Here is a 23,613-nt window from a genome sequence, read left to right as displayed (position 1 = left end):
CTGTTCGCGCGTGGCGAAGCTGGTGCTCGGACCTCTCCTGCGGTACGTGAACAAGTCGTCGGCGACCGTGTGGGTCGAGACCGACGCCCCCTGCGAAGTGACGATCGTCGGGCACACCTCGAGAACGTTCCAGGTGGGCAGGCAGCACTACGCGCTCGTGCGGATCGAGGGCCTCGGCCCGCGCACGGAGTACGACGTGCGGCTGGACGACGAGGTGGTCTGGCCGTTGCCGGACAGCGACTTCCCCAAGCCCGTCATCCGCACCGGCGAGGTCCGCCGGATCGCCTTCGGGTCGTGTCGTGCCGCCCCCGCCCAGCCGGTCGGCGACGACGCCCTCGACGCGTTCGCGCAGCGGCTGATGAAGACGCCGGAGGAGGACTGGCCGCAGGCGATGATCCTGCTGGGCGACCAGGTCTACGCCGACGAACCCACCAAGGCGACCATCGAGTGGATGCGCGAGCGCCGCCAGGGCACGAAGGAGCCCGACGGCGAGGTCGTGCACTTCTCCGAGTACGCGCGGCTCTATCACGAGACCTGGGGCGACCCGGAGATCCGCTGGCTGCTGTCGGTCGTGCCGACGTCGATGATCTTCGACGACCACGACGTGCGCGACGACTGGAACACCTCCGAGGTGTGGCGCAGGCAGATGGCGGGGAAGCCCTGGTGGCGCGACAGGATCCGCGGCGCCCTCTCGTCGTACTGGGTCTACCAGCACCTCGGCAACCTCAGCCCGGAGGAGCTCGCCAAGAACCCCCTGTACGCCAAGGTGATGGCGCAGGACACCGACGTGCTGCCGATGCTGCTGGACTTCGCCGAGGAGGCGGACAAGGAGGTCGACGGCGGCAAGTCGACGATGTGGAGCTACCGCCGCGACTTCGGCCGCGCGCGCCTGCTCATGGTCGACACGCGTTCGGGCCGCATCCTCGAGGAGGGCAGGCGGCAGATGGTGGGCGACGCCGAGTTCGAGTGGATCGAGCGCAACGCCGAGGGCGACTTCGACCACCTGCTGATCGGGTCGTCGCTGCCGTGGCTGATGCCGCACGGCCTGAGCCACTTCCAGTCCATCAACGAGGTCGGCGCGCGCAAGCCGGGCTGGCAGGGCAAGGCCGCCGAGAAGATCCGGCAGGTGGTCGACCTGGAGCACTGGCCCGCGTTCCGCGAGTCGTTCGACCGGCTCTCCCGCATGATCGAGAAGGCCGCGAACACCGACACCTCGACGGTCTGCGTGCTCTCCGGCGACGTCCACCACAGCTACGTCGCCGTGGCCGACTTCCCCAACCCCACCAGGGCGCTGGTGACGCAGCTCGTGTGCTCGCCGGTCCACAACGAACCGCCGAAGCCGCTCGAGCCCATGTTCCGGCTGTCGTGGTCGCGTTCCGTCGGAAGGCTGCTCCGCCGGGTCGCCACGTCCGTCGGTGTGCCGCCGGACCTGATGAGCTGGCGCAAGACGAGCGGCCCGCACTTCGGCAACTCCGTGGCGCTGCTGGACTTCGACGGCCGCCAGGCCCGCTACCGGTTGTTGTCGGCGGCGGGCGAGGAGACCGCGTCGGTCCTACTTAGTCGCGAGGCGCAGTAGGGCCCACAGCTGCGCGATCGCGTCGTGGTCGCCGATCACCCCGACCATGCGGTCGGGCAGCCGTCCCCACAACCAGCGGTACATCGTCATCGGGTCGGCCGTGACCTGCGCGTCGGCGAGGTGCGCGTCCTCGGGATCGACGACGCGCCACGCCGACGCGCCGTGCGGGCCGCAGCGCGTGAGCCACAGGTGGTCCTCGACTCCGATGGCGACCAGGCTGTCCCGCGACCCGCGCACGCCGAGCACGTCCAGCTTGTGCCCCAGCCACAACGTGAGCACCTCGTCGGCGCCGTCGACCGCGACCTCGTCGGCGACGTCGCCGAGCTCCATGCCCGCCGCGCCCTGGACGTCCATGCGGTGCACGGTCGTCTCGTGTGCGAGCCGTCGCCGCCAGAACCCGTAGTGCTGCTGTTCCGGCCACCACGTCGCGCACGGCTCGTCCTCGTCGTGCGCGCTGAGCTCGGCGAGCACGGCTTCCGCGCCCGAACGCAGGAAGTCGAGCGTGTTCTCTCCCTCCGCCGGGTAGTCCTGCCACTCGCCGGCCTCGGGCTCGCGGCCGAGCCTGATCCACTCCAGGGTTCTGCGGTAGCCGCTGCCGACGTGCCGCACGGTCTCCCCGAGGTTGAGGCCGGGGCAGGCGGGCACGCCCTTGTGCGGTGGCTGGCCGAGCGCGGACAGGGCGAGCAGGTCCGCCTCACGGCGCAGGACGTCGAGCGAGTTCACTGCTGGGCCTCATTCATCACACGCTCGACGAGCATCACGAACTGTTCGGTCTGGCGCACCAAGTCGTCTGCCGTGCGCGCGTTGACGTACCGCGTGATGCCCGCGAGCACGGCGGCCCGTGTGGACGACCACGACGCGAAGAAAGTGGCCCACTCGCTCATCTCCGGCGCCATCGAGGCGAGCAGCACCCACGCGCTGGTGGGCCTGGAACGTCCTCGATGGGGCCGGCCTCGCAACGCGAGCACCGCGGCGGCGGCACGCAGCGCGGCGAGGTAGGCGGTGGCGAACCGTTCTGAGGGGTCCTGCGCGCGTTCGGACTCGGCGAGCGAGTCGCGTGCCTGCCGCAGCAACGCGAGCGCGGACGTGGGTGGCAACGGGATGGGGAAGTCGATGGCAGTCATCTCGGCCTCCTCGTGGCGTCGGTGAACGACGTCTCCGCCGAGGGGAAGCCGGCGGCTCTCGGAGGTGGGGTGCTTCCCCCACCCCACCTCCGAGGCATGGTGCGACTCGAACATGTGTTCGAGTCCGCTCCAGCGTAGCTCCCGCCCGATGGATTCCTCAACCCGCCCCACCACGTGGGCGCCAGTCGTGGTCTGATGGTTACGTGAGCTCGCTCGAACACCCAGGAATCCGCAGGGTCGCGGACGCCCTGCCTCCCGCCACCGCGGCGCGCATCGTCGTGCTGCCGGACGCGGTGCGGACCGCGGCTGCCGCCGCGGACGCGGTGGGCGTGCAGGTCGGCGCGATCGCGAACAGCCTGCTCTTCGCGGCGGTGCGGGACGGGGTGGCGGCCCCGCTGCTGGTGCTGACCTCGGGCGCGCACCGCGCGGACACCGCGGTCGTCGCCCGGCTGGTCGGCGCGGACGCCGTGAAGCGCGCCGACCCGGAGTTCGTGCGCGAGCACACGGGCCAGGTGATCGGCGGGGTGTCGCCGGTCGGGCACCCGGAGCCGATCGAGACGGTGGTGGACGAGGCCTTGTCCGGTTACGAGGAGATCTGGGCGGCGGCGGGACATCCGCACGCCGTCTACCCCACGACCTTCGCGGATCTGGTGGCGCTGACCGGCGGACGCGTCGCGGTGGTGGCGTCATGACGGCCTCGCCGCGCCTGGAGCGCATCGTCGAGATGACGGCCGCGCAGCTGAACGAGCGGCTGGGCGAGGCGCTCGCGCTGTACGTGACCGCGATGAACTACCCGCCCGGCACTGTCGAGCAGCGCGCCCCGATGTGGCTCGCGCACATGATGCGCGAGGACTGGCGGTGCGTCGTGGCGCTGGGGGAGCAGGACGAGCTCGTCGGCATCGGCTACGGCTACCGCGGTGCCGCCGGCCAGTGGTGGCACGAGCAGGTGCGGCGCGGCCTCATGGTCGTCTCGCCGCCCACCGTCGTCGAGGACTGGCTCACCGACTACTTCGAGCTGACCGAGCTCCACGTGCTGCCGCGCGCCCAGGGGCGCGGGCTCGGCGAGGACCTGCTGCGCCGGCTGATGGAGGGCGTGCCCTCGTCCCGCGTGCTGCTGTCGACGCCCGAGGGGCCGAGCAAGGCGTGGAAGCTCTACCGCCGCGTCGGCTTCGTCGACGTGCTGCGGCACTACCAGTTCACCGGCGACCCGCGCCCGTTCGCCGTGCTGGGCCGCACGCTGCCGATGGACTGACCTCGCTTCTCCCGCAAGCCCCCGAGCCGACGGCTCGGGGCTTCTTGTTGCGCTCGTCCGACCCCGGACCTACTCTCACCAATATGCAATATATTGGATATGGGTCACTGAAGGACCGCGCGGCCGCCGAGATCCGATCGGCGATCGTGCGCGGTGACCTGCAGCCGGGCACGGCCATCAAGGACGTCGAGCTGGCCGAGAAGCTCGGTCTGTCCCGCACGCCGGTGCGCGAGGCGCTCGCGACGCTGACCGACGAGGGCCTCGTCGAGACCAAGCCGCACGCGTACACCCGCGTGACCGCGCTGGAGGCGGAACCGGTGCGCGACGCCCTCGTCGTCGTGCGGCAGATGCACTCGCTCGCCACCGGCCTGGTCGTCTACCAACGGCGGCTGACCGACGAGGACCTGACGGCGATGCGCGCCGCCAACGAAGCCTTCAAGAAGGCGCTCGACGCCGACGACGCCGACGCCGCGCTGGCCGCCGACGACGCGTTCCACGCCGTGACGGTCCACCGCTGCGACAACTTCGCGATCACCGCGACCATCGACCGCTTCACCCCGCTGGTGCGCAGGGCCGAGCACAGCCGGTTCTCCTCGCCCGCCGCCCGCCACTCCGTCACCCAGCACCAGCAGATCATCGAGGCGTGCGAGCAGGGCGACCACCAGCGGGCCAGCGTCCTCGTCGACGAGAACTGGACCACTTTGGAGGACGAACTGTGAACAGGTTCCCGCTGCTCTTCGGCCCCTCGCCCGTCCACCGCCTGGACCGCCTGACCGCCCACCTCGGCGGTGCCGCGGTCTGGGCGAAGCGCGAGGACTGCAACTCCGGCCTCGCCTACGGCGGCAACAAGACCCGCAAGCTCGAGTACCTCGTGGCCGACGCGCTCGCCACCGGCTGCGACACCCTCGTCTCCATCGGCGGGATCCAGTCCAACCACACCCGCCAGGTCGCCGCCGCGGCGGCACGGGCGGGCCTGAAGGCCGTGCTGGTGCAGGAGAGCTGGGTCGAGTGGTCCGACGTGGGCAGCGACCGCGTGGGCAACATCCTGCTCAGCCGCATGATGGGAGCCGACGTCCGCCTCGTGGACGCCGAGTTCGGCATCGGCGTCAAACCGGCGTGGGAACAGGCGATCGAGGAGGTCCGCGCCTCCGGCGGCAAGCCCTACCCGATCCCCGCAGGCGCCTCCGACCACCCGCTGGGCGGCATGGGCTTCGCCTCGTGGGCCGACGAGGTCCGCCAGCAGGAAGCGCAGCTCGGCGTCTTCTTCGACACGATCATCGTCTGCTCGGTCACCGGCAGCACCCAGGCCGGCATGGTCGCCGGTTTCGCCGGCGACCCGAACCGCCGCGTGCTGGGCATCGACGCCTCCGCCAAGCCGGCCGAGACCCTCGACCAGATCACCCGCATCGCCCACACCACCGCGAAGCTGCGCGAGGTCACGGTGTCCGAAGAGGACATCCTGCTGGACGACCGCTTCCACGCCGGCACCTACGGCATCGCCGACGAGACCACTGTGGACGCCATGCGTCTCGGCGCGAGCCTCGAGGGCATGATCACCGACCCGGTGTACGAGGGGAAGTCGCTCGCCGGGCTCGTCCACCTCGTGTCGTCGGGGGAGGTCGACCGCGGGTCGACCGTGCTGTACGCGCACCTGGGCGGGCAGCCGGCGCTCAACGCGTACAGCTCGCTGTTCCCGGCCTAGCCGCCGGAGCCGGAGGCCGGCCAGGTGCGGGAGGCGGTGCACGGCGGGTCGAGTGCGGAGTGGACCGCGCGGTGGGCCGGGCGCGATGGAGCAGGCGCGGTGGGCCGGGCGCGGAAGGCAAGCCCGGTGCGGTGGGCGTGGTGCGGCGGTGCCGGGCTGGGCCGGCAGGGGCAGGGCCGGTACGACGGGTGAGCCCAGCGGGCTGACCGGCATGCCCGGCCAAGCGCCTCCGTCAGGACGCCACTGCTCGCCGGGCCGCCTCACCCGCCCGGCGGTGCGCGGGTCAGGCGCGCAGGCGCAGGCCCTTCGGGGTGGCTCGGAAGCCCGCCTCCTGCAGGACCGTCGCCAGGTGCGAGGTGAGCGCCACCTCGCCGTCGGCCCGCTGGACCGCCAGCTGGCCCAGCCAGCCGTCGCGGACGGCTCGGCTCAGGGCGTTGGCGGCGGTGCGCAGCGTCGGGTCGTCGTCGGTGAACGACAGCAGGGACTTGCCGCCCCGCTCGACGTAGAGCACCGGGGTGCCGTCGACCAGCACGGCCAGCGCGCCCGCCTTGCGGGCCGGGCGGTGCTTGCCCTCGCCGAGCGGATCCGGCCAGGGCAGGGCGGCGCCGTAGGGCTGGGCAGGGTCGGCCGCCGCCAGGACCACGGCGGACTGGTCGTCCTGCGCGGGCTGGCCCGGTGGGCGGGAGAGGGCGCGCAGGCGGTCGACCGCGCCGCGGGCCGCGAACTGGGCGGCGCCCAGGCCCTCGACGACGTAGCCGCGGATCACCTGGCCCGACTCCTCCATCGCCCGCAACACCTTGTAGACGCCGCTGAAGCCGCCCGTCACGCGCTCGGTGTCCAGGGCGCCCCTGGTCAGGACGCCGTGGCGTTCGAGGAAGGCCTCCGCTCGCGCGTGCGCCCGGCGGGTCGGGTCGGCCGCCGGGGCCACGGCCAGCGACCAGCGACCGGCCGCGGTGGGCGGGCCGGTGCGCGAGGGCAGGTCCGGGCGGGCGGCGCGCAGGCGGGCGTAGCGGCCTCGGGGAGCGCTGCGGCGGGGTTTGTGGGCCGCGCCGCCGCCGGAGACCAGGGCGCGCAACGGGGACAGCGTGTCGTTGGTGATCAGGCCCGCCCACACCAGGTCCCACAGCGTGCCGACGACCTCGGCGTCCGTGCACGTCACGGACTGCGAGACCCGGTCGACGACCTGGCGGAAGAACAGCGCGCCGCCGGACAACGCCTCCAGCACCGCCGTGTGCAGCGGCGACTCCGGGACCGACTCCGGCACCAGGTCGGGCAGCAGCAGGTCGGCCACGTCGGTCGGGGCCAGGGCGATCCAGCCGTCGCCTCCCGCCAGCGAGCCGCAGCCCGTCCACGTCACCTCGCCGGACGCCGTCAGCTCGTCCAGCAGCGCCGGGTAGTAGCCGGGCAGCCGGGACGGGAACAGCAGGGACTCCAGCGCGCTGGCGGGAAGCGGCGCGCCGGCGAGCTGTTCGACCACGGAGAACACGTCGTCGACCGTCGGCGCGGACCTCAACCGGCGCCCGAGCCCGTGCCACGACGGCAGGAACCGGCCGAGCGCCGCGGGTTCGACCGGCTCCACCTCGGACCGCAGCCGGGCCAGCGAGGCACGGCGCAGGCGGCGCAGCACGTCCGCGTCGCAGTACTCGGTGTGCGTGCCACCCGGACGCAGCTCGCCGCGGACCAACCGGCCCGTGGCGGCCATCCGTTCCAGCACACCCGTCACCACGGCCACGCCCAGGCCGAAACGCGCCGCGGGCTCGGTGGCCGGGAACGGGCCGTGCGTGCGGGCGTACCGGCTCAGCAGGTCGCCCAGCGGATCCGCCACCGGCTCGGTGAACGCCTCCGGGACGCCGACGGGAAGCGCGACGCCGAGCGCGTCGCGGACCCGGCCCGCGTCCTCGATCGCGATCGTGCGGTCCTCACCGGCGATCCGGACGCGGATCGCCCGGCGCTGGGCCACCAGCTCGTCCAGCCACTCGCGGGGCACGCCGCGCTCGAGCGCCTCCGCGTCGGAGAGATCTCCCAGGAACCGCAACAGATCGGCGGTGTCCTCGGCGTGCCGCGGGCGGCGGTCCTCCGCCAGCCGCTGCAGGGCGCGCTCGACCTCGGCGACGATCTCGGGGTCGAGCAGCTCGCGGATCGCCTCCGACCCGAGCAGCTCCGCGAGCAGCGTCGAGTCGAGCGACAGCGCCGCCGCACGGCGTTCGGCCAGCGGCGCGTCCAGCTCGTAGAGGAACATGCCCACGTACCCGAAGAGCAGGCTGCGGGCGAACGGCGACGGCGACGGCGTCTCCACCTCGACCACGCGAACCCGGCGCGCGCGGACGTCGGCCATCAGCTCGCGCAGGCCCGGCACGTCGTAGACGTCCTGCAGGCACTCGCGCATCGCCTCCAGCACCACCGGGAACCGCTCGTACTTCGACGCCACCGACAGCAGCTGCGCCGAGCGCTGACGCTGCTGCCACAACGGGGTCCGCCGCTTCGGGTCGCGCCGGGGCAGCAGCAGCGACCGGGCGGCGCACTCGCGGAACCGGGCCGCGAACAACGCCGACCCGCCCACCTCGGCCACCACGATCTGCTCGACCTCCTCCGGGTCGAGCAGCACGTCCTCGGCGCTCGCCGTCACCTCCACGCCCTCGTAGTCGAGCGCGTCGGGCAGCCGCAGCACGATGCCGTCGTCGGAGTGCGCCGCCTGCACCTCCACCCCGCGCTTCTCGCGCAGCCGCGAGGCGATCGCCAACGCCCACGGCGCGTTCACCTGGGCACCGAACGGCGAGTGCACCACGAGCCGCCAGTCGCCCAGCTCGTCGCGGAACCGTTCCACCAGAACGGTCCTGTCGTTCGGCACGTGCCGGGTGGCCTCCCGCTGCTCGCCCAGGTACGCGAGCAGGTTGTCCGTCGCCCACTCGTCCAGGCCGGCCGCCTTCGCCCGCTCGCGCGCCGGCGCGTCCTCCATCGTGGACACCTCGCGCAGGAACTTGCCCATCGCCCTGCCGAGCTCCAGCGGACGGCCCGGCGCGTCGCCCTTCCAGAACGGCATCCGCGCGGGCTGCCCCGGCGCGGGCACCACGATCACCCGGTCGTGCGTGATGTCCTCGACCCGCCACGACGAGGTGCCCAGCAGGAACGTGTCGCCCACGCGCGACTCGTAGACCATCTCCTCGTCGAGCTCGCCGACGCGTGAACCGGGACCGTTCTCCGACGGCGGCGTCATCACGGCGAACAGCCCGCGGTCCGGGATCGTGCCGCCGGACGTGACCGCCAGCCGTTGCGAACCAGGACGGCCGCGCAGCTCGGAGTTCACCCGGTCCCAGGTGATCCGGGGCCGCAGCTCGCCGAACTCCTCGGAGGGGTAGCGCCCCGACAGCATGTCCAGCACCGCGTGCAGCGCCGAGTCGGGCAGTCCCGCGAACGGCGCCGCCCGCCGCACCAGCGCCGTCAGGTCCTCGACCGTCCACGTCTCCATCGCCACCATCGCGACGATGTGCTGCGCCAGCACGTCGAGCGGGTTGCGCGGGAACCGGACGGACTCGATCGCGCCGTCGCGCATCCGTTCCGCCACCACCGCGCACGACACCAGGTCGCCGCGGAACTTCGGGAACATCACCCCCCGCGACACCGCGCCCACCTGGTGCCCCGCCCGGCCGACGCGCTGCATCCCGGACGCCACCGACGGCGGCGCCTCGACCTGCACCACCAGGTCGACCGCGCCCATGTCGATGCCGAGCTCCAGCGACGACGTGGCCACCACGCACGGCAGCCGCCCGGACTTCAGGTCCTCCTCCACGGCGGTGCGCTGCTCCCGCGACATCGAGCCGTGGTGCGCGCGGGCCACCGACGCGGTCTTCTGCACCGTCATCCCGGACTGGCCGATCGCCGCCGCCGGGAACGACTCCAGTTCCGTGGCCTCCTCGGCCAGTTCGTTCAGGCGCGCGGTCAGCCGTTCGGCGAGCCGGCGCGAGTTCGCGAAGACGATCGTGGACCGGTGTTCCCGCACCAGTTCGAGCACGCGCGCCTCGACCGACGGCCAGATGGAGTTGCGCTGCTCGGCACCGGCCGCCGAGCCCGACACCTCACCGGTCGGCTGGCCGAGCACCGTCATGTCCTCGATCGGCACCTCGACCTCGACCTCGATGGTCTTCGGCGTCTTCGGCTGCACCACCGACACCGGCCGCCCGCCGGACAGGTACGTGCTGATCTCCTCGACCGGCCGCACCGTCGCCGACAGACCGATCCGCTGCGCCGGCCGCTCGAGCAGCGCGTCCAGCCGTTCGAGCGACAGCGCCAAGTGCCCGCCGCGCTTGGTACCCGCCACCGCGTGCACCTCGTCGAGGATCACCGTCTCCACGCCGCGCAACGACTCGCGCGCCGACGACGTGAGCAGCAGGAACAACGACTCCGGCGTCGTCACCAGCACGTCCGGCGGAGTGCGGCCGAACGCCCTGCGCTCCTCGGGGGACGTGTCGCCCGTCCGCATGCCGACGGTGATCGACGGCTCCGCGAGCCCCAGCCGGTGCGAGGCCTGCCGGATGCCGGCCAGCGGCGCGCGCAGGTTGCGCTCCACGTCCACGGCCAGCGCCTTCAGCGGCGAGATGTAGAGCACCCGGCACCGGCGCTTCGGCTCGGCCGGCACCGGGGAAGCGGCCAGCCGGTCGAGCGCCCACAGGAACGCCGCCAGCGTCTTGCCCGAGCCCGTCGGGGCGATGACCAGTGCGTGCTCGCCCGCCGCCGCGGCCGTCCACGCGCCCGTCTGGGCCGGGGTGGGCGCGGCGAAGGCCCCGGCGAACCACTGCCTGGTCGCCGGTGAGAAGGCCTCCATCACATCCATGGGGAACATCATGACGCCGGGGTCCGACAATTTCTGATTACGCAGGTCCGAGCACCCGCCGAAGGCCCCTGTGGCACGATCACCCCGTACGTCCTTCGAGGGGAGCACGGTGCGCATCCTGTCCGTCGACCTGGGCACCGCAAACACAGTCGCAGTGCTGTCCGGCCACGGTGTGGTGGACGTGGACGGGGGGACAACCATGCCCTCGTCGGTCTACCTCGACGAGGACGGCACCCTGCTCGTCGGCAGGGACGCGGACCGGCGTTCACGCCGCGACCCGTCGCGCTACGAGGCGAGCCCGAAGCGCCTCATCGACAAGCCGACGATGAAGCTCGGCGACAAGACCCTGCCCGTCAACGACGCGCTCGCGGCGATCTACGCGCGGGTGATGGAAGCCGTGACGCCGTTGCTCATGGGCGCGGTGCTCGACGAGATCCGCCTGACGCACCCGGCGGAGTGGGGCCCGAGCAGGCGCAACAAGCTGTTGTCCGCGGCCAGGCTCGCGGGCATGACGGGCGAGCTCGTGCCCGTGCCGGAGGCCATCGCGGTGGCGGCGCTCGGCGGCGGCCGCCCGCTCGCGGTCTACGACTTCGGCGCCGACACGTTCGACGTCTCGGTCCTCGACTCCGAGCACCGCATCCTGGCCGACGGCAGCCTCGGCGACATCGGCGGTCTCGACGTGGACCAGGCGCTGCTGGAGCACGTCGGCCGCGAGGTCTCGCACAAGGACCCGGCCGCCTGGCAGCGGTTGCTGCGCCCGACCACGGTCGACGACCACCGCGCCCGCCTCGGCCTGCGCGAGGAGCTGCGCCTGGCGAAGGAGGACCTCTCGGCGCTGCACCGGGTCGAGGTGACGATGCCGGAGCCGTTCGCGAAGGTCGTCATCACGCGCGGCGAGCTGGAGGCGTTGATCAGGACGAGCCTGATCCGCACCACCGAGCTGCTGATCGCCACGGTCACCAAGGCCGGTGTCACGCCGGAGCACGTCTACCTCGTCGGCGGCTCGTGCCAAATGCCGCTGGTCGCGCAGACCATCGCGGAGAAGGTCGGCATCGTCCCGACCAGCCCCGACCACCCGGAGACGATCGTCGCGTCCGGTGCCCAGGTCGTCGACAAGACCAAGATCACGCTGAAGCCCGAGGACGACAAGCCCAAGTACGTCGAGCCGCCCACGATCGTCACCGCGCCGGTCAGCCCGGCGGTGAGCGGCCCGCACCCGGTGAACCCGAACGTGAGCGGTTCGTACCCGAGCGGGTCGTACCCCAGCGGTTCCTACCCGAGCGGCGCGTACCCGAACCCGAACACCAGTGGCGCCTACTCGGCGAGCGGCAGCTACCCGGTCACCGGGCCGTACGCCGTGAACCCGAACGTCAGCGGCAACTACCCGATGAACTTCCCGCAGCAGACGGGACCGAAGAAGAAGGACAACAAGAAGCTCTTCCTCGCCGTCGGTGGCGCGGTGGTGGCGGTCGCCGTGGTCCTCGGCGCCGTGTTCGCGTTCTCCGGTCCCGACCTGCCCAGCGCCGACGAGTGCAAGGACGACACCGCCCAGGACGGCCAGGGCTTCACCCGGTGCCTGCGCCAGCTCGCGGGCCACGTTCCGGACGGCGGCGGCTGCGAGAAGGCCGACTCCGCGCAGATCACCGGCATGGAGGAGATCAAGGGCACGGTCGTGAGCTGCGCGATCCGCGACGGCTACGAGGTCCAGTACATCCTCACCGACAGCGTCACCGGCGCCGAGAACAACGCCGACGCCATCGCGAAGTCCTTCCAGACCGACCGCGTCGAGGCCGACTGGACCGGCAACGGCCTGGAGGGCGGCTACCGCGCGGCCACGTCGGCCGGCACCGGCGTGCTGGTGTTCACCGCCAAGGGCCGTCCCATGTTCGGCATCCTCACCAAGAACGCCGAGGAGAACGCCGACGAGCTCAAGCCGGACGAAATGGCCGACTTCTTCGAGAAGTCCGTGCAACCGGGTGAGTAACCGCCCCTGATGGACCTGTCGGCACGCCGTCGCCGCGTGCCACCATCGCGATCATGGTGACCGTGGCGCCGCAGGTCGAACGCGTGCAGCGCAAGGTGGTTCGGGTACTGACCGGCACCCAGGCCCTGGGGTCCGCGTCGATCACGATCGGCCTCGCGTTCAGCACGCTGATCGCCGCGTCGCTGTCCGGTTCCGACGCCGTCGGGGGCCTCGCGCAGACCGCGGCCGTCGCCGGTGCCGCGCTGCTCGCGCTGCCGGGAGCCCGTCTCGCGCAACGGAGCGGGCGTCGTCCCGCGTTGATTCTCGGCTACGGCATGGGCGCTCTCGGCGCGTTGGTCGCCGCTGTCGCCGTGGGATTCGGGTTGTGGCAGTTGTTGTTGGCGGGGCTCCTCCTGTTCGGAGGGGCGTCCAGCGCGAACTACGCGGCCCGTTACGCCGCAACGGATCTGGCGCAACCCCAACGCCGTGCGCGCGAGCTGTCCCGTGTGGTGTGGGCGGCGATGATCGGCGCGATCATCGGGCCGAACCTCGCCGATCCCGCCGGACGGGTGGCCGCGTCCTTCGGGCTGCCGCCGGGGGTGGGGCCGTTCCTGCTGGCCGCCGCGGTGCTCGGCGTGGCCGTGCTGGTGATCCAGCTCGGGCTGCGACCGGACCCGTTGGTGGTCGTGAAGAGCACTCGACCGGTGGAACCGCAGCACTGCTCCGGCGGTTCGGTCACGCCCGGTGGTCTCCGGGTCTGGGCGACGCTCGGGCCGATGGCACGACTTGCACTCGTTGGAGTGATGTTGTGCCACACCGCGATGGTCGGGCTGATGTCGATGACGCCCGTGCACATGAACCATGCCGGGTCGTCGTTGCGCGTGGTGGGGGTCGTGATCAGCCTGCACGTCGCGGCGATGTACGCGGCGAGTCCCCTGTTCGGGTGGATGGCGGACCGGCTCGGCCGGGTGCCGGTGCTCGCGATCGGGGCGTCGCTGGTGGTGGCGGCGTCCGGCGTCGCGGGGATGGCGCCGTCGCACGACGCGCCGCAGCTCGCGGCGGGGCTCGCGCTGCTCGGGTTCGGCTGGTCGGCCGGGCTGGTGTCGGGGTCGGCGCTGCTCACGGAGTCCGTGCGGGTGGAGGACCGGCCCGCCGCGCAGGGACTCTCCGACCTGGTGATGAACGTCGGCGGCGCCATCGGGGGAGCGGTGTCGGGGATCGTCGTGACGGCGTGGTCATACGCGGCGCTCGGGCTGATCGTGGGGTTCACCGCGCTGCCGCTGCTGGTGGTGTGCCTGCTCGCGTCGCTGCGCAAGCCCGTTGGCTAGGGTCTGGCGGTGCGCATCACCATGTTCCGCAAACTCATGGCAGGGGAGTTCGGCCAGGTCAGGGCCGAGATGATCGCCCACGACCACGTGCTGTCGTCGCTCGGCGGCCGCACCGCCGACCAGGCGATCGAGGCGGGGGTCGGCGCCAAGGAGGTCTGGGTCGCCGTCTGCGACGCGTTCGAAGTTCCCGAGAATCGTCGGTGAGATGCGGGTTCGGAGTGTCACGTGTGCTCGAACACGTGTTCGGCTACAGTGGCCGCGACCCCCGGCTTCGCAGAATTGTCAGACCCCGCCAGTAGCGTCAGGTCCAACATGACGAAGCAACGGCAGCAGACGACAAAAGGTGGACCCAAGATGGCACCCGCAGCACCCGACCGGGACAAAGCGCTCGAGCTGGCCCTGGCGCAGATCGACAAGCAGTTCGGCAAGGGCTCCGTGATGCGCCTCGGCGAGGAGGGCCGTGCCCCGATCGAGGTCATCCCGACCGGCGCGATCGCGCTGGACGTGGCGCTCGGCATCGGTGGTCTGCCGCGGGGTCGCGTCGTCGAGATCTACGGTCCTGAGTCCTCCGGTAAGACCACCGTGGCCCTGCACGCCGTCGCGAACGCCCAGAAGGCCGGCGGCATCGCCGCCTTCATCGACGCCGAGCACGCCCTCGACCCCGAGTACGCGAAGAAGCTGGGCGTCGACACCGACGCGCTGCTGGTCTCCCAGCCCGACACCGGTGAGCAGGCGCTCGAGATCGCGGACATGCTGGTCCGCTCCGGCGCGCTCGACATCCTCGTGATCGACTCGGTCGCCGCCCTCGTGCCGCGCGCCGAGATCGAGGGCGAGATGGGCGACAACCACGTCGGTCTGCAGGCCCGCCTCATGAGCCAGGCGCTGCGCAAGATCACCGGTGCGCTCAACGCGTCCGGCACCACCGCGATCTTCATCAACCAGCTGCGCGAGAAGATCGGCGTGATGTTCGGCTCCCCGGAGACCACGACCGGTGGTAAGGCGCTGAAGTTCTACGCCTCCGTGCGCCTGGACGTGCGCCGCATCGAGACCTTGAAGGACGGCGGCGAGCCCGTCGGCAACCGCACCAGGGTCAAGGTCGTGAAGAACAAGGTCGCGCCGCCGTTCAAGCAGGCCGAGTTCGACATCCTCTACGGCAAGGGCGTCAGCCGCGAGGGCTCGCTGATCGACATGGGCGTCGACCAGGGCATCCTGCGCAAGTCCGGTGCCTGGTACACCTACGAGGGCGACCAGCTGGGCCAGGGCAAGGAGAACGCCCGCAAGTTCCTGCTGGACAACCCGGACATCGCCAACGAGGTCGAGAAGCGCATCAAGGACAAGCTGGGCATCGGCGCGACCCTCGACGCCGACGAGACGGCGCCCGCCGCTCCCGTCGAGTTCTAGAGGCAGCGGGTTTGGACGAGGCTGAGGAGCAGCGCAAGGCGCGGGACATCTGCTACGCGCTGCTCACCGCTCGTGCCCGGTCCCGGCAGGAGCTGCACGACGCGTTGCTGCGCAAGGGAATCAGCGCCGGCGCCGCCGAGGTCGTCCTCGGCAAGTTCGACCGGGCCGGCTTGATCGACGACGCGCAGTTCGCCGAGATGTGGGTGCGCTCCCGCCACACCTACAACGGCCTGGGCCGCCGCGCCCTGGCCATGGAACTGCGCCGCAAGGGCGTGGCCGACGAGGTGGTGGCCGAGGCCGTCGCCGCGGTCGACGGCGAGGCCGAGGAAGAACGAGCCCGCGAGCTGGTCCGCAAACGCCTGCGCACGATGTCCGGCGTGGACGAGACCGCGAAGATCCGCCGCCTGGTGGGCGCGTTGGCGCGCAAGGGGTACGCCGAGGGCCTCGCCTACCGCGTGGTGCGCGACGAGTTGCGCACCGCGGGCGACGAGGCGTCGGCGCTGGACGAGCCCTGGTAGCAGCCAGGCCGCGTGGTCGGTCTGGCTCGGTCCTGCCGTGCTGTGCGGGAGGCTGGGGTTCGTGGTGGGGCGGCTCGTTCGGTGCCCGCTGTGGTGTGGCCCCGCGTAGAGGGGCTCGCGCAGGCGTGGTGGCCGCCGTCGAGTCGCCGCTCCTGACGTGCCGTAACCGACTTCGCCGCTTCACCGGTTGGTCCCGAGTAGCCTGAACGGCGTGAGCACCACTCCCGACGTGCCGTCTACCGTGCCGCCCACCGTGACGGTCTCCGACCTGCTCTGCTTCGACCTCTACACGACGTCGCGGGCGGTCACCGGCTTCTACCGGCCGATCCTCGACAAGGCGGGCATCACGTACCCGCAGTTCCTGGTGATGCTGCTGCTGTGGGAGCGGGACTCGCGGCCGATCCGGGAGCTCGTGCGGGAGCTCGACCTCGAGTACAGCACCCTCTCGCCGCTGATCAAGCGGTTGGAGAAGGGTGGGCAGCTGGTGCGCGTCACGCACCCGGAGGACGAGCGTTCCGTGCTCGTCCAGCTCACCGACAAGGGGCGTGAGCTGCGGTGGATCGGCGCTGAGATGTTCAACCAGCTCGGCGCGGCGCTCGGCATGACCATCGAGGAGATCGCCGTGCTGCGCAAGGCGTTGCAGCGGGTCAAGCAGGGCGCGGAGCGCTAGTCGTCCTCGCTCGACCGCCAGTGGCCTGAAACACATCGCGCGCGAGGTAACTCGTCGGGTAACTTACATCGTGCACGACCTAATCGAGCACGATGTGCATCCGGTGCCTGACGAGAGAGTGAGAGAGCAATGCGAGTTCGTAAGGTGTTCGCCGTTCTTGGGACCCTGCTGGCGCTGGCTGCCGTTGTTCCGTCCGGTGCCGGTGCCGCCGAGGACAGGCAGAGCGCGAAGAAGCCGACCGTGGTGCTGGTGCACGGGGCGTTCGCGGACGCGTCCAGTTGGAACGGTGTCGCGGAACGGTTGCAGCGCAAGGGCTTCACGGTGGTGGCGGTGGCGAACCCGCTGAGGTCGGTCTCCGGTGACGCGAACTACCTGCGTCAGGTGCTGGCCTCGATCGACGGGCCGATCGTCCTCGCCGGACATTCCTACGGCGGCATGGTGCAGTCGCAGGCCGCGCTCGGGAACCCGAACGTGAAGGCGCTCGTCTACGTCGCGGCGTTCGCGCCGGAGAAGGGCGAGAGCGTCCTCGACCTGTCGAACAAGTTCCCCGGCAGCACCCTCGGCGACACGCTGTCGGCCATCGACCTGGGTGACGGCAGCAAGGACATGACGATCCAGCAGGACAAGTACTGGCAGCAGTTCGCGGCGGACCTGTCCCGCAAGGACGCGACGCTGGCGGCGGCGACGCAGCGGCCGATCAACGACACCGCGCTGGGCGAGAAGGCCGGTGACCCCGCGTGGCACCGGATCCCGTCGTACTTCGTGAACGCGGGCAAGGACAAGAACATCCCGATCGCCGCGCAGAGGTTCATGGCCGAGCGCGCCCACGCCCGTGCGGTCGTCGAGGTCAAGGACGCCTCGCACTCGGTGGCGGTGTCGCACCCGGAGACCGTGGCCGACCTGATCGTGCGCGCCGCGAGGTAAGGGCCAGGGGGAGGAACGGAGAAGCCGGGACGCGGGCAGGGGCGTCCCGGCTTCTCCACGTCCGCGCTACGGCTTGGCGACCGAGCAGCCGGGCAGCGACAGGTTCAGCGTCGTGCCGGAGCCGAAGCAGGACACGAAGCCGTAGGTCTGCTGGCCGTAGTTGATGCCCTTGCGGACGGTGACGGTGCCGGCGGCGTCGACCTCGCACGGGTTGTTCATCGTGCAGCGGCCGCCGCTCTCGTTGCCGGTGTTGTTGACGCCGACGACCTTGCCGCTCGCGTTGTCGATGATCGGCGAACCCGAGGTGCCGCCGATGGTGTTGCATGACGACGTGTAGCGCAGCGAGTCGGTCCAGCTCCAGTCGGCTTCCTTGAGCTGGTGCACGAAACCGTCGACCTTGCAGGAGTAGATGCGCTTCCAGTAACCGGAGACGACGCGGATGTCGGTGCCTGCCGCGGGGTGCGAGGCGGACAGTTCCAGCGCACGGCTGCCGTACCTGCTCTGGATGTCGCCGTAGGTCGTGTTCAACTGGTAGAGCGCCGCGTCGGTGCCGGTCATCGTCGCGTAGACGAGCTTGGTGCCCGTCAGTGTCGCGATCTTGGAGCCGGAGCCGTTCAGCAGGCTGAAGGTGCGCGACACGGTGCGGTCGACGATCACCTGGCCGGGCTTCATGAGCTCGACGCAGTGCCCGTTCGTGAGCACGAGCGCCTTGTCGGCGGGGGCCGAGTCCGGCAGGCGGACGAGCGAGCCCGAGCAGTTGTTCAGGGCCACGATGCCGGTGAAGTCGACGGCGGCCTGGGCGGGTGCCGCCGTCACGCCGAGTGCGGCGATCGCCGCGAGCAGGGTTCCGACGAGTCGTCGTGCCATGGGCAGGGTTCCTTTCAGGGGTGACGTCCAGCGCCAAGCCTGTACGGATCGTAGTCGTCCCGCTACCTTCGGAAGTCGGCTGCCGTGCTCAGCGCAACTCGATCGAGTGACCCGCACTTCGGGGCGCTAACGGAGGAAGCGGACCTTTCGACGTCGTGGTCACCACCTCGCAACCGGGAGCCGTAATGACCTATCCAACGCAGCACGTCCACACCCAGCCCCAGGTCGCGTCCCCGAAGCCCGCGAGGTTCGGCGCGCTCGCCTGGTCCGCGGTCATCCTCGGCATCGTCGGTGTCGTCTGCTCGTGGGTGATCATCCTCAACATCCTCACCTCGATCGCCGCGTCCGTCGGCATCGTGCTCGGTGTCATCGCGTTGTTCGGCACGCGCAAGGTGCTCGCGGCGATCGGCGTCGTTCTCTGCGTCCTGGCGATCACGTTCACCGTGCTGGCGAGTCAGGCGGCCGTCAAGGAGATCGACAAGGCCCTGGACGGCACCACGAACCAGGGGCAGGTCGGCGTCGCCGGCGAGACCGCGAAGCAGAACGCCACCGCCGAGACCCCCACCTGGGGCAAGCGGTACACGTGGGCGAACGGCCTCGCGGTCGACGTCGCCGCGCCCGTCGCGTGCACACCCGGCCAGTTCTCGGCGCCGCCGAACATCACCCGCGCGGTGAAGTTCAAGATCACCGTCACGAACGGCACGAACGCCCCGTTCGAGACCGCGCTGATGTCGATCGCCGACGACGCGCAGTTCAACGGCCAGAAGGCCGCGAAGATCTTCGACAGCAGCGGCGGGTGCGACAGCACGTTCGACTCGGCGACCGTGCTGCCGGGCAAGACCTACACCTTCGAGGTCGCGTACTCGGTCGGCGCGCAGCCCGGTGAGATGCAGCTCGTGTTCGAGCCGACCTTCAACTCCGACAAGGCGGCGTTCGTCGGCCAGGCGTAAACCGGTCGCCCGAGGGCGTGCGCGCGGGTTACAAATCAGGGCATGTTGCGCAAGTACCCGCGAACGCCGCACCTCCAGGGCTCGCGCCTGCAACCGGGCGACGAGGACCTCGACCAGGTGCCGTTCCACGCGATCGCGGGGCGGCACCTCGTCGTCGAGGAGAAGCTCGACGGTGCCAACGCGGGCATCAGCTTCGACTCCGCGGGCGCGCTGAAGCTGCAGTCACGCGGCCACTTCCTGACGGGCGGGCCTCGCGAACGGCAGTTCGCTCCGCTGAAGGCGTGGGCCGCGACGCACCAGGGCGTGCTCTGGGAAAGGCTCGGCACGCGGTTCGTGCTCTACGGGGAATGGTTGTACGCCAAGCACACCGTGTTCTACGACGCGCTGCCGCACCACTTCTGCGAGTTCGACCTGCTCGATCGCGAGACGGGTGAGTTCCTGTCCACACCGGAACGGCGAAAGGTGCTCGCCGGCACGCCCGTGGTGCCGGTGCCGGTGCTGCACGAGGGACCGCTGCGGACGGTGCAGGACCTGACCGCATTGGTCGGCCCGTCCACCTGTCGCACGCCGGGGCGGCGCGCCGTGCTGGTCGACGCCGCCCGCGCGGCCGGGCAAGACCCGGAAGTCGTTGTCGCGGAGACGGATTCGGACGACGACATGGAGGGCCTCTACATCAAGGTCGAGGAGGACGGGCGCACGGTCGAGCGCTACAAGTGGGTGCGGCCGACATTCGTCACGGCCGTGCTGGACTCGGGCAGCCACTGGCAGGACCGCCCGATCCTGCCGAACCGGGTGGTGTCCCGTGTTTGAGTCGCTCTGTCCCGAAGGTCCACAGTGGACTCTCGACTGGGGCGCCGTCCGCGCGGCGTTCGAGTGGGTGCGCGCCATGGAGGGCGTGCCCCAGGATCCGGTGCACCACGCGGAAGGCGACGTCTCGGTGCACACGCGGATGGCGTGCGAGGCGTTGGTGGCGTTGCCGGAATGGCGCGCTCGTCCCGAGGCGGACCGGGTGCGGTTGTTCGCGACCGTGCTGATGCACGACGCCGCCAAGCCGTTTCGCACGCAGGTCGACGGCGGCCGCATCACCGCGCACGGCCACTCACGGGCCGGGGATCTGCTGGTGCGCAAGCTCCTGTGGGAGATGGGCCGTCCGATCGAGTGGCGCGAGCACGTCGCCGCGCTGGTGCGCCACCACCAGGTGCCGTTCTGGGCGCTGGAACGTCCCGACCTCGACCGGATCGCGTTCCGCGTGAGCCTGCTCGCGCGCAACGACGACCTCGCGACGCTCGCCCGCGCCGACATCCTCGGCCGGATCTGCGGCGACGCGGAGGCGGTGCTCGAGAACATCGCGTTGTTCGAGGAGTACTGCCGCGAACGCGACTGCCTCGACCGGCCGCGCGCCTTCCCGTCCGGGCACGCCCGGTTCCAGTACTTCCGCACACCCGGCCGCGACCCGTCGTACGCCGCCTACGACGACACGCGCGTCGAGGTGACGGTGCTGTCCGGGCTGCCCGGCGTCGGCAAGGACCACTGGATCGCCCGCCACCGGCCGGGCTGGCCGGTCGTGAGCCTCGACGCGGTGCGGTCCCGGCTCGGCATCGCCCCCGACGGCGACCAGCGCGCGGTCGCGGCCGCCGCGTTCGAGGAGGCCAGGACGTTGCTGCGGGCGGGGGAGCGGTTCGTCTGGAACGCCACCAACATCTCCCGGCAGCTGCGCGAGCGTTGCATCGGGCTCGCCGCGGACTACCGCGCGCGGGTCACGCTGGTCGGTCTGGAGGCGCCGAAGGACGTGGTCCACGCCCGCAACCGCGCTCGTCCGGAACCAGTGCCCGCCGCCGTCATCGACCGCCTCGCCGCGAAGTGGGAGGCGGTCGACCCCACCGAGGCGCATGTCGTCGAGCGCGTGGACACCTCGGTACTCCGCTAACGGCGGTGCTCGCCATGGTGGCCGATCGCGCGGACGAGCCAGAGCGACCCGGCGGCGGCGACGACCAGCACGGCGATGCCGCTGAGGAAGGCGATGTTCAGCCCGGACCCCTCCTGCTGGACCGGCGGGCTGGTGTTCGACTGCGCCCGCGTGATGGCGGGGACGTCGGTCATCTGCAAGGAGTTCGACTTCACCAGGCCGGTGCCCTCCAGCAGCTGCATGTGCTTGAGCAGGAGGGTCAGGCCGGTCTGCGCGGCGGTGCGGGCGGCGACGTTCCTGGTCGTCGTGCGGGAGTGGGCGACCTGGGTGATCAGCGTGCCGTCGGCGGCGCGCGACAGGTTCGCGTACATGCGGTCGAGCTCGTCGCCCGAGCTGGACGAGATGGCGTTGGCCCACGACCGCTGCTCGGTCGTCGGCTCGGCAGGCAGCTCCACGCCGAGCCGCCGCGCCGCGTCCGCCACCGCCTGAGAGAGCTGGGTGTGCTCGGCGGCGAGCTGGCCCGCGACCTTGCGGACCTTCGCGTCCCGCGCCCGGTCCGAGCTCTCGCGGCTCGCCGGCTTCTGCCAGAGCGAGTGCTGGGCGAGCAGGACGAGCAGCTCGCGGTCGGACGGTTCGACGTTCTGGCCGACCACCCTGACCGCGTTCACCTGGGCCTTGGAGGTCACCAGCTCGAAAGCGGACGGGTCGGCGAAACCGGTGTCCTCCAGAACGGTCATCGTGCGGACCAGCATTTGTGCCGTCTGGTGCGCGAGCGCGCGAATCGTGGCGTTCTGGGTCGTCGCCCGCGTTTGCGTGGTCATCACCAGAAGGCCGCCCTGGGTTTGGCGGACGATCGTCGCGTAGGCGCGGTCGTGGTTTTCCCCGGTGCGGTCCGCCATCTCGTCGATCAGTGCCTGGTGTTCGGTGCTCACGTCGTTCGGCAACACCACGCCGAGATCGCCGGCGAATTTGAGGAGATCGACGTCGAGTCGTGAGTGCCCCTCGAATATCTCCTGCCCGGCGGCGATGACTCCCGCATTCGTGGAGCGCGTCGGAACCTCTTTGCTGATCGGTACCAGCCAGGAGTTCGCCTGGCGCAACGACACCAGGAAAGACCGGTCCGCCGGTTGCAGCTCGGCCGACTGCGCATTCGCCGGGATCGCCCCGAGGAAAGCCCCCAGAAATACCGCTGACAACGTGATGACCAGCGCGGCCCGCTGTCCCACAGTGCCCAACCGGTGACGCATAGTGCCCGTTCCCTCCCGCGATCGAGCTGCCTTCGAAGGTGATACGCGCAGGTGGGATCGGGGTTCACGGACCCAGGTCAGATGACACTGTGACGTGAGTCACACAACATTTCGCGAACCATTGGTGGTCGATTTACGTACCCGAGAAGTTTTCGCGTTCGCGGGGTACTCTCGGCTCGATTCCACGCTCGGCCACCGAGTCGCTAGGTCTGCCGCCCGAAGCGAACACGTCGCCGAAATCTGGGGAGGTCGCGAGCTTCATGGTTGATCAGGGCAACGTCGCACAGGCCCGGCAGGACGATGAATTGCTCACGCTGCTCTACGGGCAGTTCCAGCGGGCGTTGTTCTCGCAGGTCCTCTGCCTGACCAACTACGACCGCCAGTGGACGGAAGACGTCGTTCAGGAGACTTTGATCAGGGCGTGGCAGAACTCGGCGAATCTCGTTCGTGAACCTGGGATGTTGCGCGGCTGGCTCGGCACGGTGGCGCGGCGCATTGTGATCGACGGGTGGCGCAGCCGGCAGGCGCGTCCGCAGGAAGTCGAATTGCTTCGTCCGGACATCGCCGAATCTCCGGACGGCATCGAAGAGACACTTTCCGTGATGGTCATTACCGAGGTGGTACGCCAATTGAGTGATGAGCATCGTTCGGCTATTTATGAAACGTATGTCATGGGCCGGACGGTGAGGGAAGCCGCGCTGGTCCTCGGAGTGCCGGAAGGAACCGTCAAGTCCCGGCTGTACAAGGCGATGCACACGATCCGCCGGGCGCTGCAGGACAGGAGCTAGCGGGATGGTGACCCGTCAACCACATCACGGCGGCCCGGACGACGAGAACCGCGCGGACGACGGAGGCCCGTGCGGTGATGTCGCCGCCTACGTGCTCGGGGTGCTCGACCCCGCCCAGCACGTGGCCTTCTCCCGGCACCTGGCCGGGTGCGGGAACTGCCAGGACGACGCGGCCGAGTTCGGCGTCTTCGTGCCGGTGCTGCGACCCGCGCTGCGCCCCGTCGTGCGCACGCCGTTCCGCGTCACGCGGGGGATCCTGGTGGTGGCGGCCGGCGTCGTCGTGGCCGTCGCCGCGGTGCTGTCCGTCGTGGAGTCGCTGTCCTCGCACGTCAACAATCCCGTCGAACGCAGCTCCGTCCTGCGCGCGGAACCCGCTCACGCCGAGCCGTTTCCGCTGTTCGGGAGCGTCTGAACGGGACCGGGCGGCCACGAGCAGGCAGGCGAGGCTGACCCACCCGCGCACCAGCCTGGCGAAGATCATCGCTCGTACCCGCTCACCACTGCGACCAGCTCGCAGTTCCGTTGACCGTTACCTGTGGGTAAGTTTGCCCGACCACGAAGCGCAGGTC

General features: G+C 70.9%; 22 protein-coding genes. 17 read left to right on the top strand and 5 right to left on the bottom strand.

Annotated elements, in window-relative coordinates:
• The first annotated feature begins 10 nt into the window (after nt 1-10).
• Nucleotides 11-1,576, top strand: a complete 1,566-nt coding sequence (locus ACFWV3_RS24320; RefSeq protein ID WP_382413936.1) for an alkaline phosphatase D family protein — start codon at nt 11-13, stop codon at nt 1,574-1,576.
• Here the strand turns inward: ACFWV3_RS24320 and ACFWV3_RS24315 are convergent.
• Together ACFWV3_RS24315 and ACFWV3_RS24310 are read right to left on the bottom strand one after the other, a co-directional pair.
• Nucleotides 1,553-2,299: a maleylpyruvate isomerase N-terminal domain-containing protein gene (locus tag ACFWV3_RS24315; protein WP_382413935.1), complete on the bottom strand. Its 747-nt coding sequence runs from the start codon at nt 2,297-2,299 to the stop codon at nt 1,553-1,555. The two genes, ACFWV3_RS24320 and ACFWV3_RS24315, sit on opposite strands and share 24 nt — an antisense overlap.
• The gene (locus tag ACFWV3_RS24310; RefSeq protein ID WP_382413934.1) at nt 2,296-2,700 is read right to left on the bottom strand and encodes an SAV_6107 family HEPN domain-containing protein; all 405 of its coding nucleotides are present in this window, start codon (nt 2,698-2,700) and stop codon (nt 2,296-2,298) included. Before ACFWV3_RS24310 ends, ACFWV3_RS24315 begins: the two co-directional genes overlap by 4 nt.
• A 203-nt stretch (nt 2,701-2,903) precedes the next feature.
• Here ACFWV3_RS24310 and ACFWV3_RS24305 point away from each other — a divergent pair, with 203 nt between their 5' ends.
• The 4 genes from ACFWV3_RS24305 to ACFWV3_RS24290 all read left to right on the top strand — a co-directional run bounded on the left by ACFWV3_RS24305 (nt 2,904) and on the right by ACFWV3_RS24290 (nt 5,654).
• Nucleotides 2,904-3,392, top strand: coding sequence for a YbaK/EbsC family protein (locus ACFWV3_RS24305; RefSeq protein ID WP_382413933.1), 489 nt, complete (start codon nt 2,904-2,906; stop codon nt 3,390-3,392).
• Complete coding sequence (locus ACFWV3_RS24300; protein WP_382413931.1) at nt 3,389-3,952, top strand: GNAT family N-acetyltransferase; 564 nt, start codon at nt 3,389-3,391, stop codon at nt 3,950-3,952. Before ACFWV3_RS24305 ends, ACFWV3_RS24300 begins: the two co-directional genes overlap by 4 nt.
• 83 nt (nt 3,953-4,035) lie before the next feature.
• Nucleotides 4,036-4,671: a GntR family transcriptional regulator gene (locus ACFWV3_RS24295; RefSeq protein ID WP_382413930.1), complete on the top strand. Its 636-nt coding sequence runs from the start codon at nt 4,036-4,038 to the stop codon at nt 4,669-4,671.
• A complete protein-coding gene (locus tag ACFWV3_RS24290) occupies nt 4,668-5,654 on the top strand; it encodes a 1-aminocyclopropane-1-carboxylate deaminase (protein WP_382413929.1) in 987 nt (328 codons plus the stop codon). The genes ACFWV3_RS24295 and ACFWV3_RS24290 overlap by 4 nt, the downstream gene beginning before the upstream one ends.
• Before the next feature lie 283 nt (nt 5,655-5,937).
• Here the strand turns inward: ACFWV3_RS24290 and ACFWV3_RS24285 are convergent, their stop codons facing one another.
• Nucleotides 5,938-10,482 (bottom strand): ATP-dependent helicase, encoded by a 4,545-nt coding sequence (locus ACFWV3_RS24285; RefSeq protein ID WP_382413928.1) that lies wholly within the window; start codon nt 10,480-10,482, stop codon nt 5,938-5,940.
• A 199-nt stretch (nt 10,483-10,681) separates the two neighbouring features.
• Here ACFWV3_RS24285 and ACFWV3_RS24280 point away from each other — a divergent pair, with 199 nt between their 5' ends.
• The 7 genes from ACFWV3_RS24280 to ACFWV3_RS24250 all read left to right on the top strand — a co-directional run bounded on the left by ACFWV3_RS24280 (nt 10,682) and on the right by ACFWV3_RS24250 (nt 17,286).
• Entirely contained in the window at nt 10,682-12,466 is a 1,785-nt protein-coding gene (locus tag ACFWV3_RS24280) for an Hsp70 family protein (protein ID WP_382413927.1), read from the top strand.
• 53 nt (nt 12,467-12,519) lie between these two features.
• Nucleotides 12,520-13,773, top strand: coding sequence for an MFS transporter (locus ACFWV3_RS24275; protein ID WP_382413925.1), 1,254 nt, complete (start codon nt 12,520-12,522; stop codon nt 13,771-13,773).
• A gap of 9 nt (nt 13,774-13,782) precedes the next feature.
• On the top strand, nt 13,783-13,977 hold the full coding sequence (locus ACFWV3_RS24270) for a DUF3046 domain-containing protein (RefSeq protein ID WP_382413923.1): 195 nt from the start codon (nt 13,783-13,785) through the stop codon (nt 13,975-13,977).
• A 150-nt stretch (nt 13,978-14,127) separates the two neighbouring features.
• Nucleotides 14,128-15,174 (top strand): recombinase RecA, encoded by a 1,047-nt coding sequence (recA, locus tag ACFWV3_RS24265; protein ID WP_382413922.1) that lies wholly within the window; start codon nt 14,128-14,130, stop codon nt 15,172-15,174.
• 11 nt (nt 15,175-15,185) lie between these two features.
• A complete protein-coding gene (locus ACFWV3_RS24260; RefSeq protein WP_330849657.1) occupies nt 15,186-15,692 on the top strand; it encodes a regulatory protein RecX in 507 nt (168 codons plus the stop codon).
• Nucleotides 15,693-15,903: 211 nt separating this feature from the next.
• The gene (locus ACFWV3_RS24255; protein WP_382413921.1) at nt 15,904-16,362 is read left to right on the top strand and encodes a MarR family winged helix-turn-helix transcriptional regulator; all 459 of its coding nucleotides are present in this window, start codon (nt 15,904-15,906) and stop codon (nt 16,360-16,362) included.
• Between the two features lie 129 nt (nt 16,363-16,491).
• On the top strand, nt 16,492-17,286 hold the full coding sequence (locus ACFWV3_RS24250) for an alpha/beta fold hydrolase (RefSeq protein WP_382413920.1): 795 nt from the start codon (nt 16,492-16,494) through the stop codon (nt 17,284-17,286).
• A gap of 66 nt (nt 17,287-17,352) precedes the next feature.
• Here the strand turns inward: ACFWV3_RS24250 and ACFWV3_RS24245 are convergent, their stop codons facing one another.
• Nucleotides 17,353-18,153 carry a serine protease gene (locus ACFWV3_RS24245; RefSeq protein ID WP_382413918.1) on the bottom strand — a complete coding sequence of 267 codons (801 nt, stop codon included), beginning with the start codon at nt 18,151-18,153 and terminating at the stop codon, nt 17,353-17,355.
• Between the two features lie 185 nt (nt 18,154-18,338).
• On the opposite strand from ACFWV3_RS24245, the gene ACFWV3_RS24240 reads away from it, so the two are divergent.
• Genes ACFWV3_RS24240 through ACFWV3_RS24230 form a run of 3 tightly spaced genes read left to right on the top strand, consistent with a single transcriptional unit; the run spans nt 18,339 to nt 21,030 of the window.
• Nucleotides 18,339-19,103, top strand: coding sequence for a hypothetical protein (locus ACFWV3_RS24240; RefSeq protein ID WP_382413916.1), 765 nt, complete (start codon nt 18,339-18,341; stop codon nt 19,101-19,103).
• A gap of 42 nt (nt 19,104-19,145) precedes the next feature.
• Entirely contained in the window at nt 19,146-19,913 is a 768-nt protein-coding gene (locus tag ACFWV3_RS24235) for an RNA ligase family protein (protein ID WP_382413914.1), read from the top strand.
• Nucleotides 19,906-21,030, top strand: coding sequence for an AAA family ATPase (locus ACFWV3_RS24230; RefSeq protein ID WP_382413912.1), 1,125 nt, complete (start codon nt 19,906-19,908; stop codon nt 21,028-21,030). Before ACFWV3_RS24235 ends, ACFWV3_RS24230 begins: the two co-directional genes overlap by 8 nt.
• On the opposite strand, the gene ACFWV3_RS24225 is transcribed toward ACFWV3_RS24230, so the two are convergent.
• On the bottom strand, nt 21,027-22,256 hold the full coding sequence (locus ACFWV3_RS24225) for a DUF4142 domain-containing protein (protein ID WP_382413910.1): 1,230 nt from the start codon (nt 22,254-22,256) through the stop codon (nt 21,027-21,029). The two genes, ACFWV3_RS24230 and ACFWV3_RS24225, sit on opposite strands and share 4 nt — an antisense overlap.
• 260 nt (nt 22,257-22,516) lie before the next feature.
• On the opposite strand from ACFWV3_RS24225, the gene ACFWV3_RS24220 reads away from it, so the two are divergent.
• The gene (locus tag ACFWV3_RS24220) at nt 22,517-23,044 is read left to right on the top strand and encodes a sigma-70 family RNA polymerase sigma factor (RefSeq protein WP_382413908.1); all 528 of its coding nucleotides are present in this window, start codon (nt 22,517-22,519) and stop codon (nt 23,042-23,044) included.
• 4 nt (nt 23,045-23,048) lie between these two features.
• Nucleotides 23,049-23,456 (top strand): zf-HC2 domain-containing protein, encoded by a 408-nt coding sequence (locus ACFWV3_RS24215; RefSeq protein WP_382413906.1) that lies wholly within the window; start codon nt 23,049-23,051, stop codon nt 23,454-23,456.
• The last annotated feature ends 157 nt before the right edge of the window (nt 23,457-23,613 follow it).

Source organism: Lentzea sp. NPDC059081 (genome assembly GCF_042738015.1).
Classification (GTDB): Bacteria; Actinomycetota; Actinomycetes; order Mycobacteriales; family Pseudonocardiaceae; genus Lentzea.
This window is presented reverse-complemented; position numbering and strand designations above follow the sequence as displayed.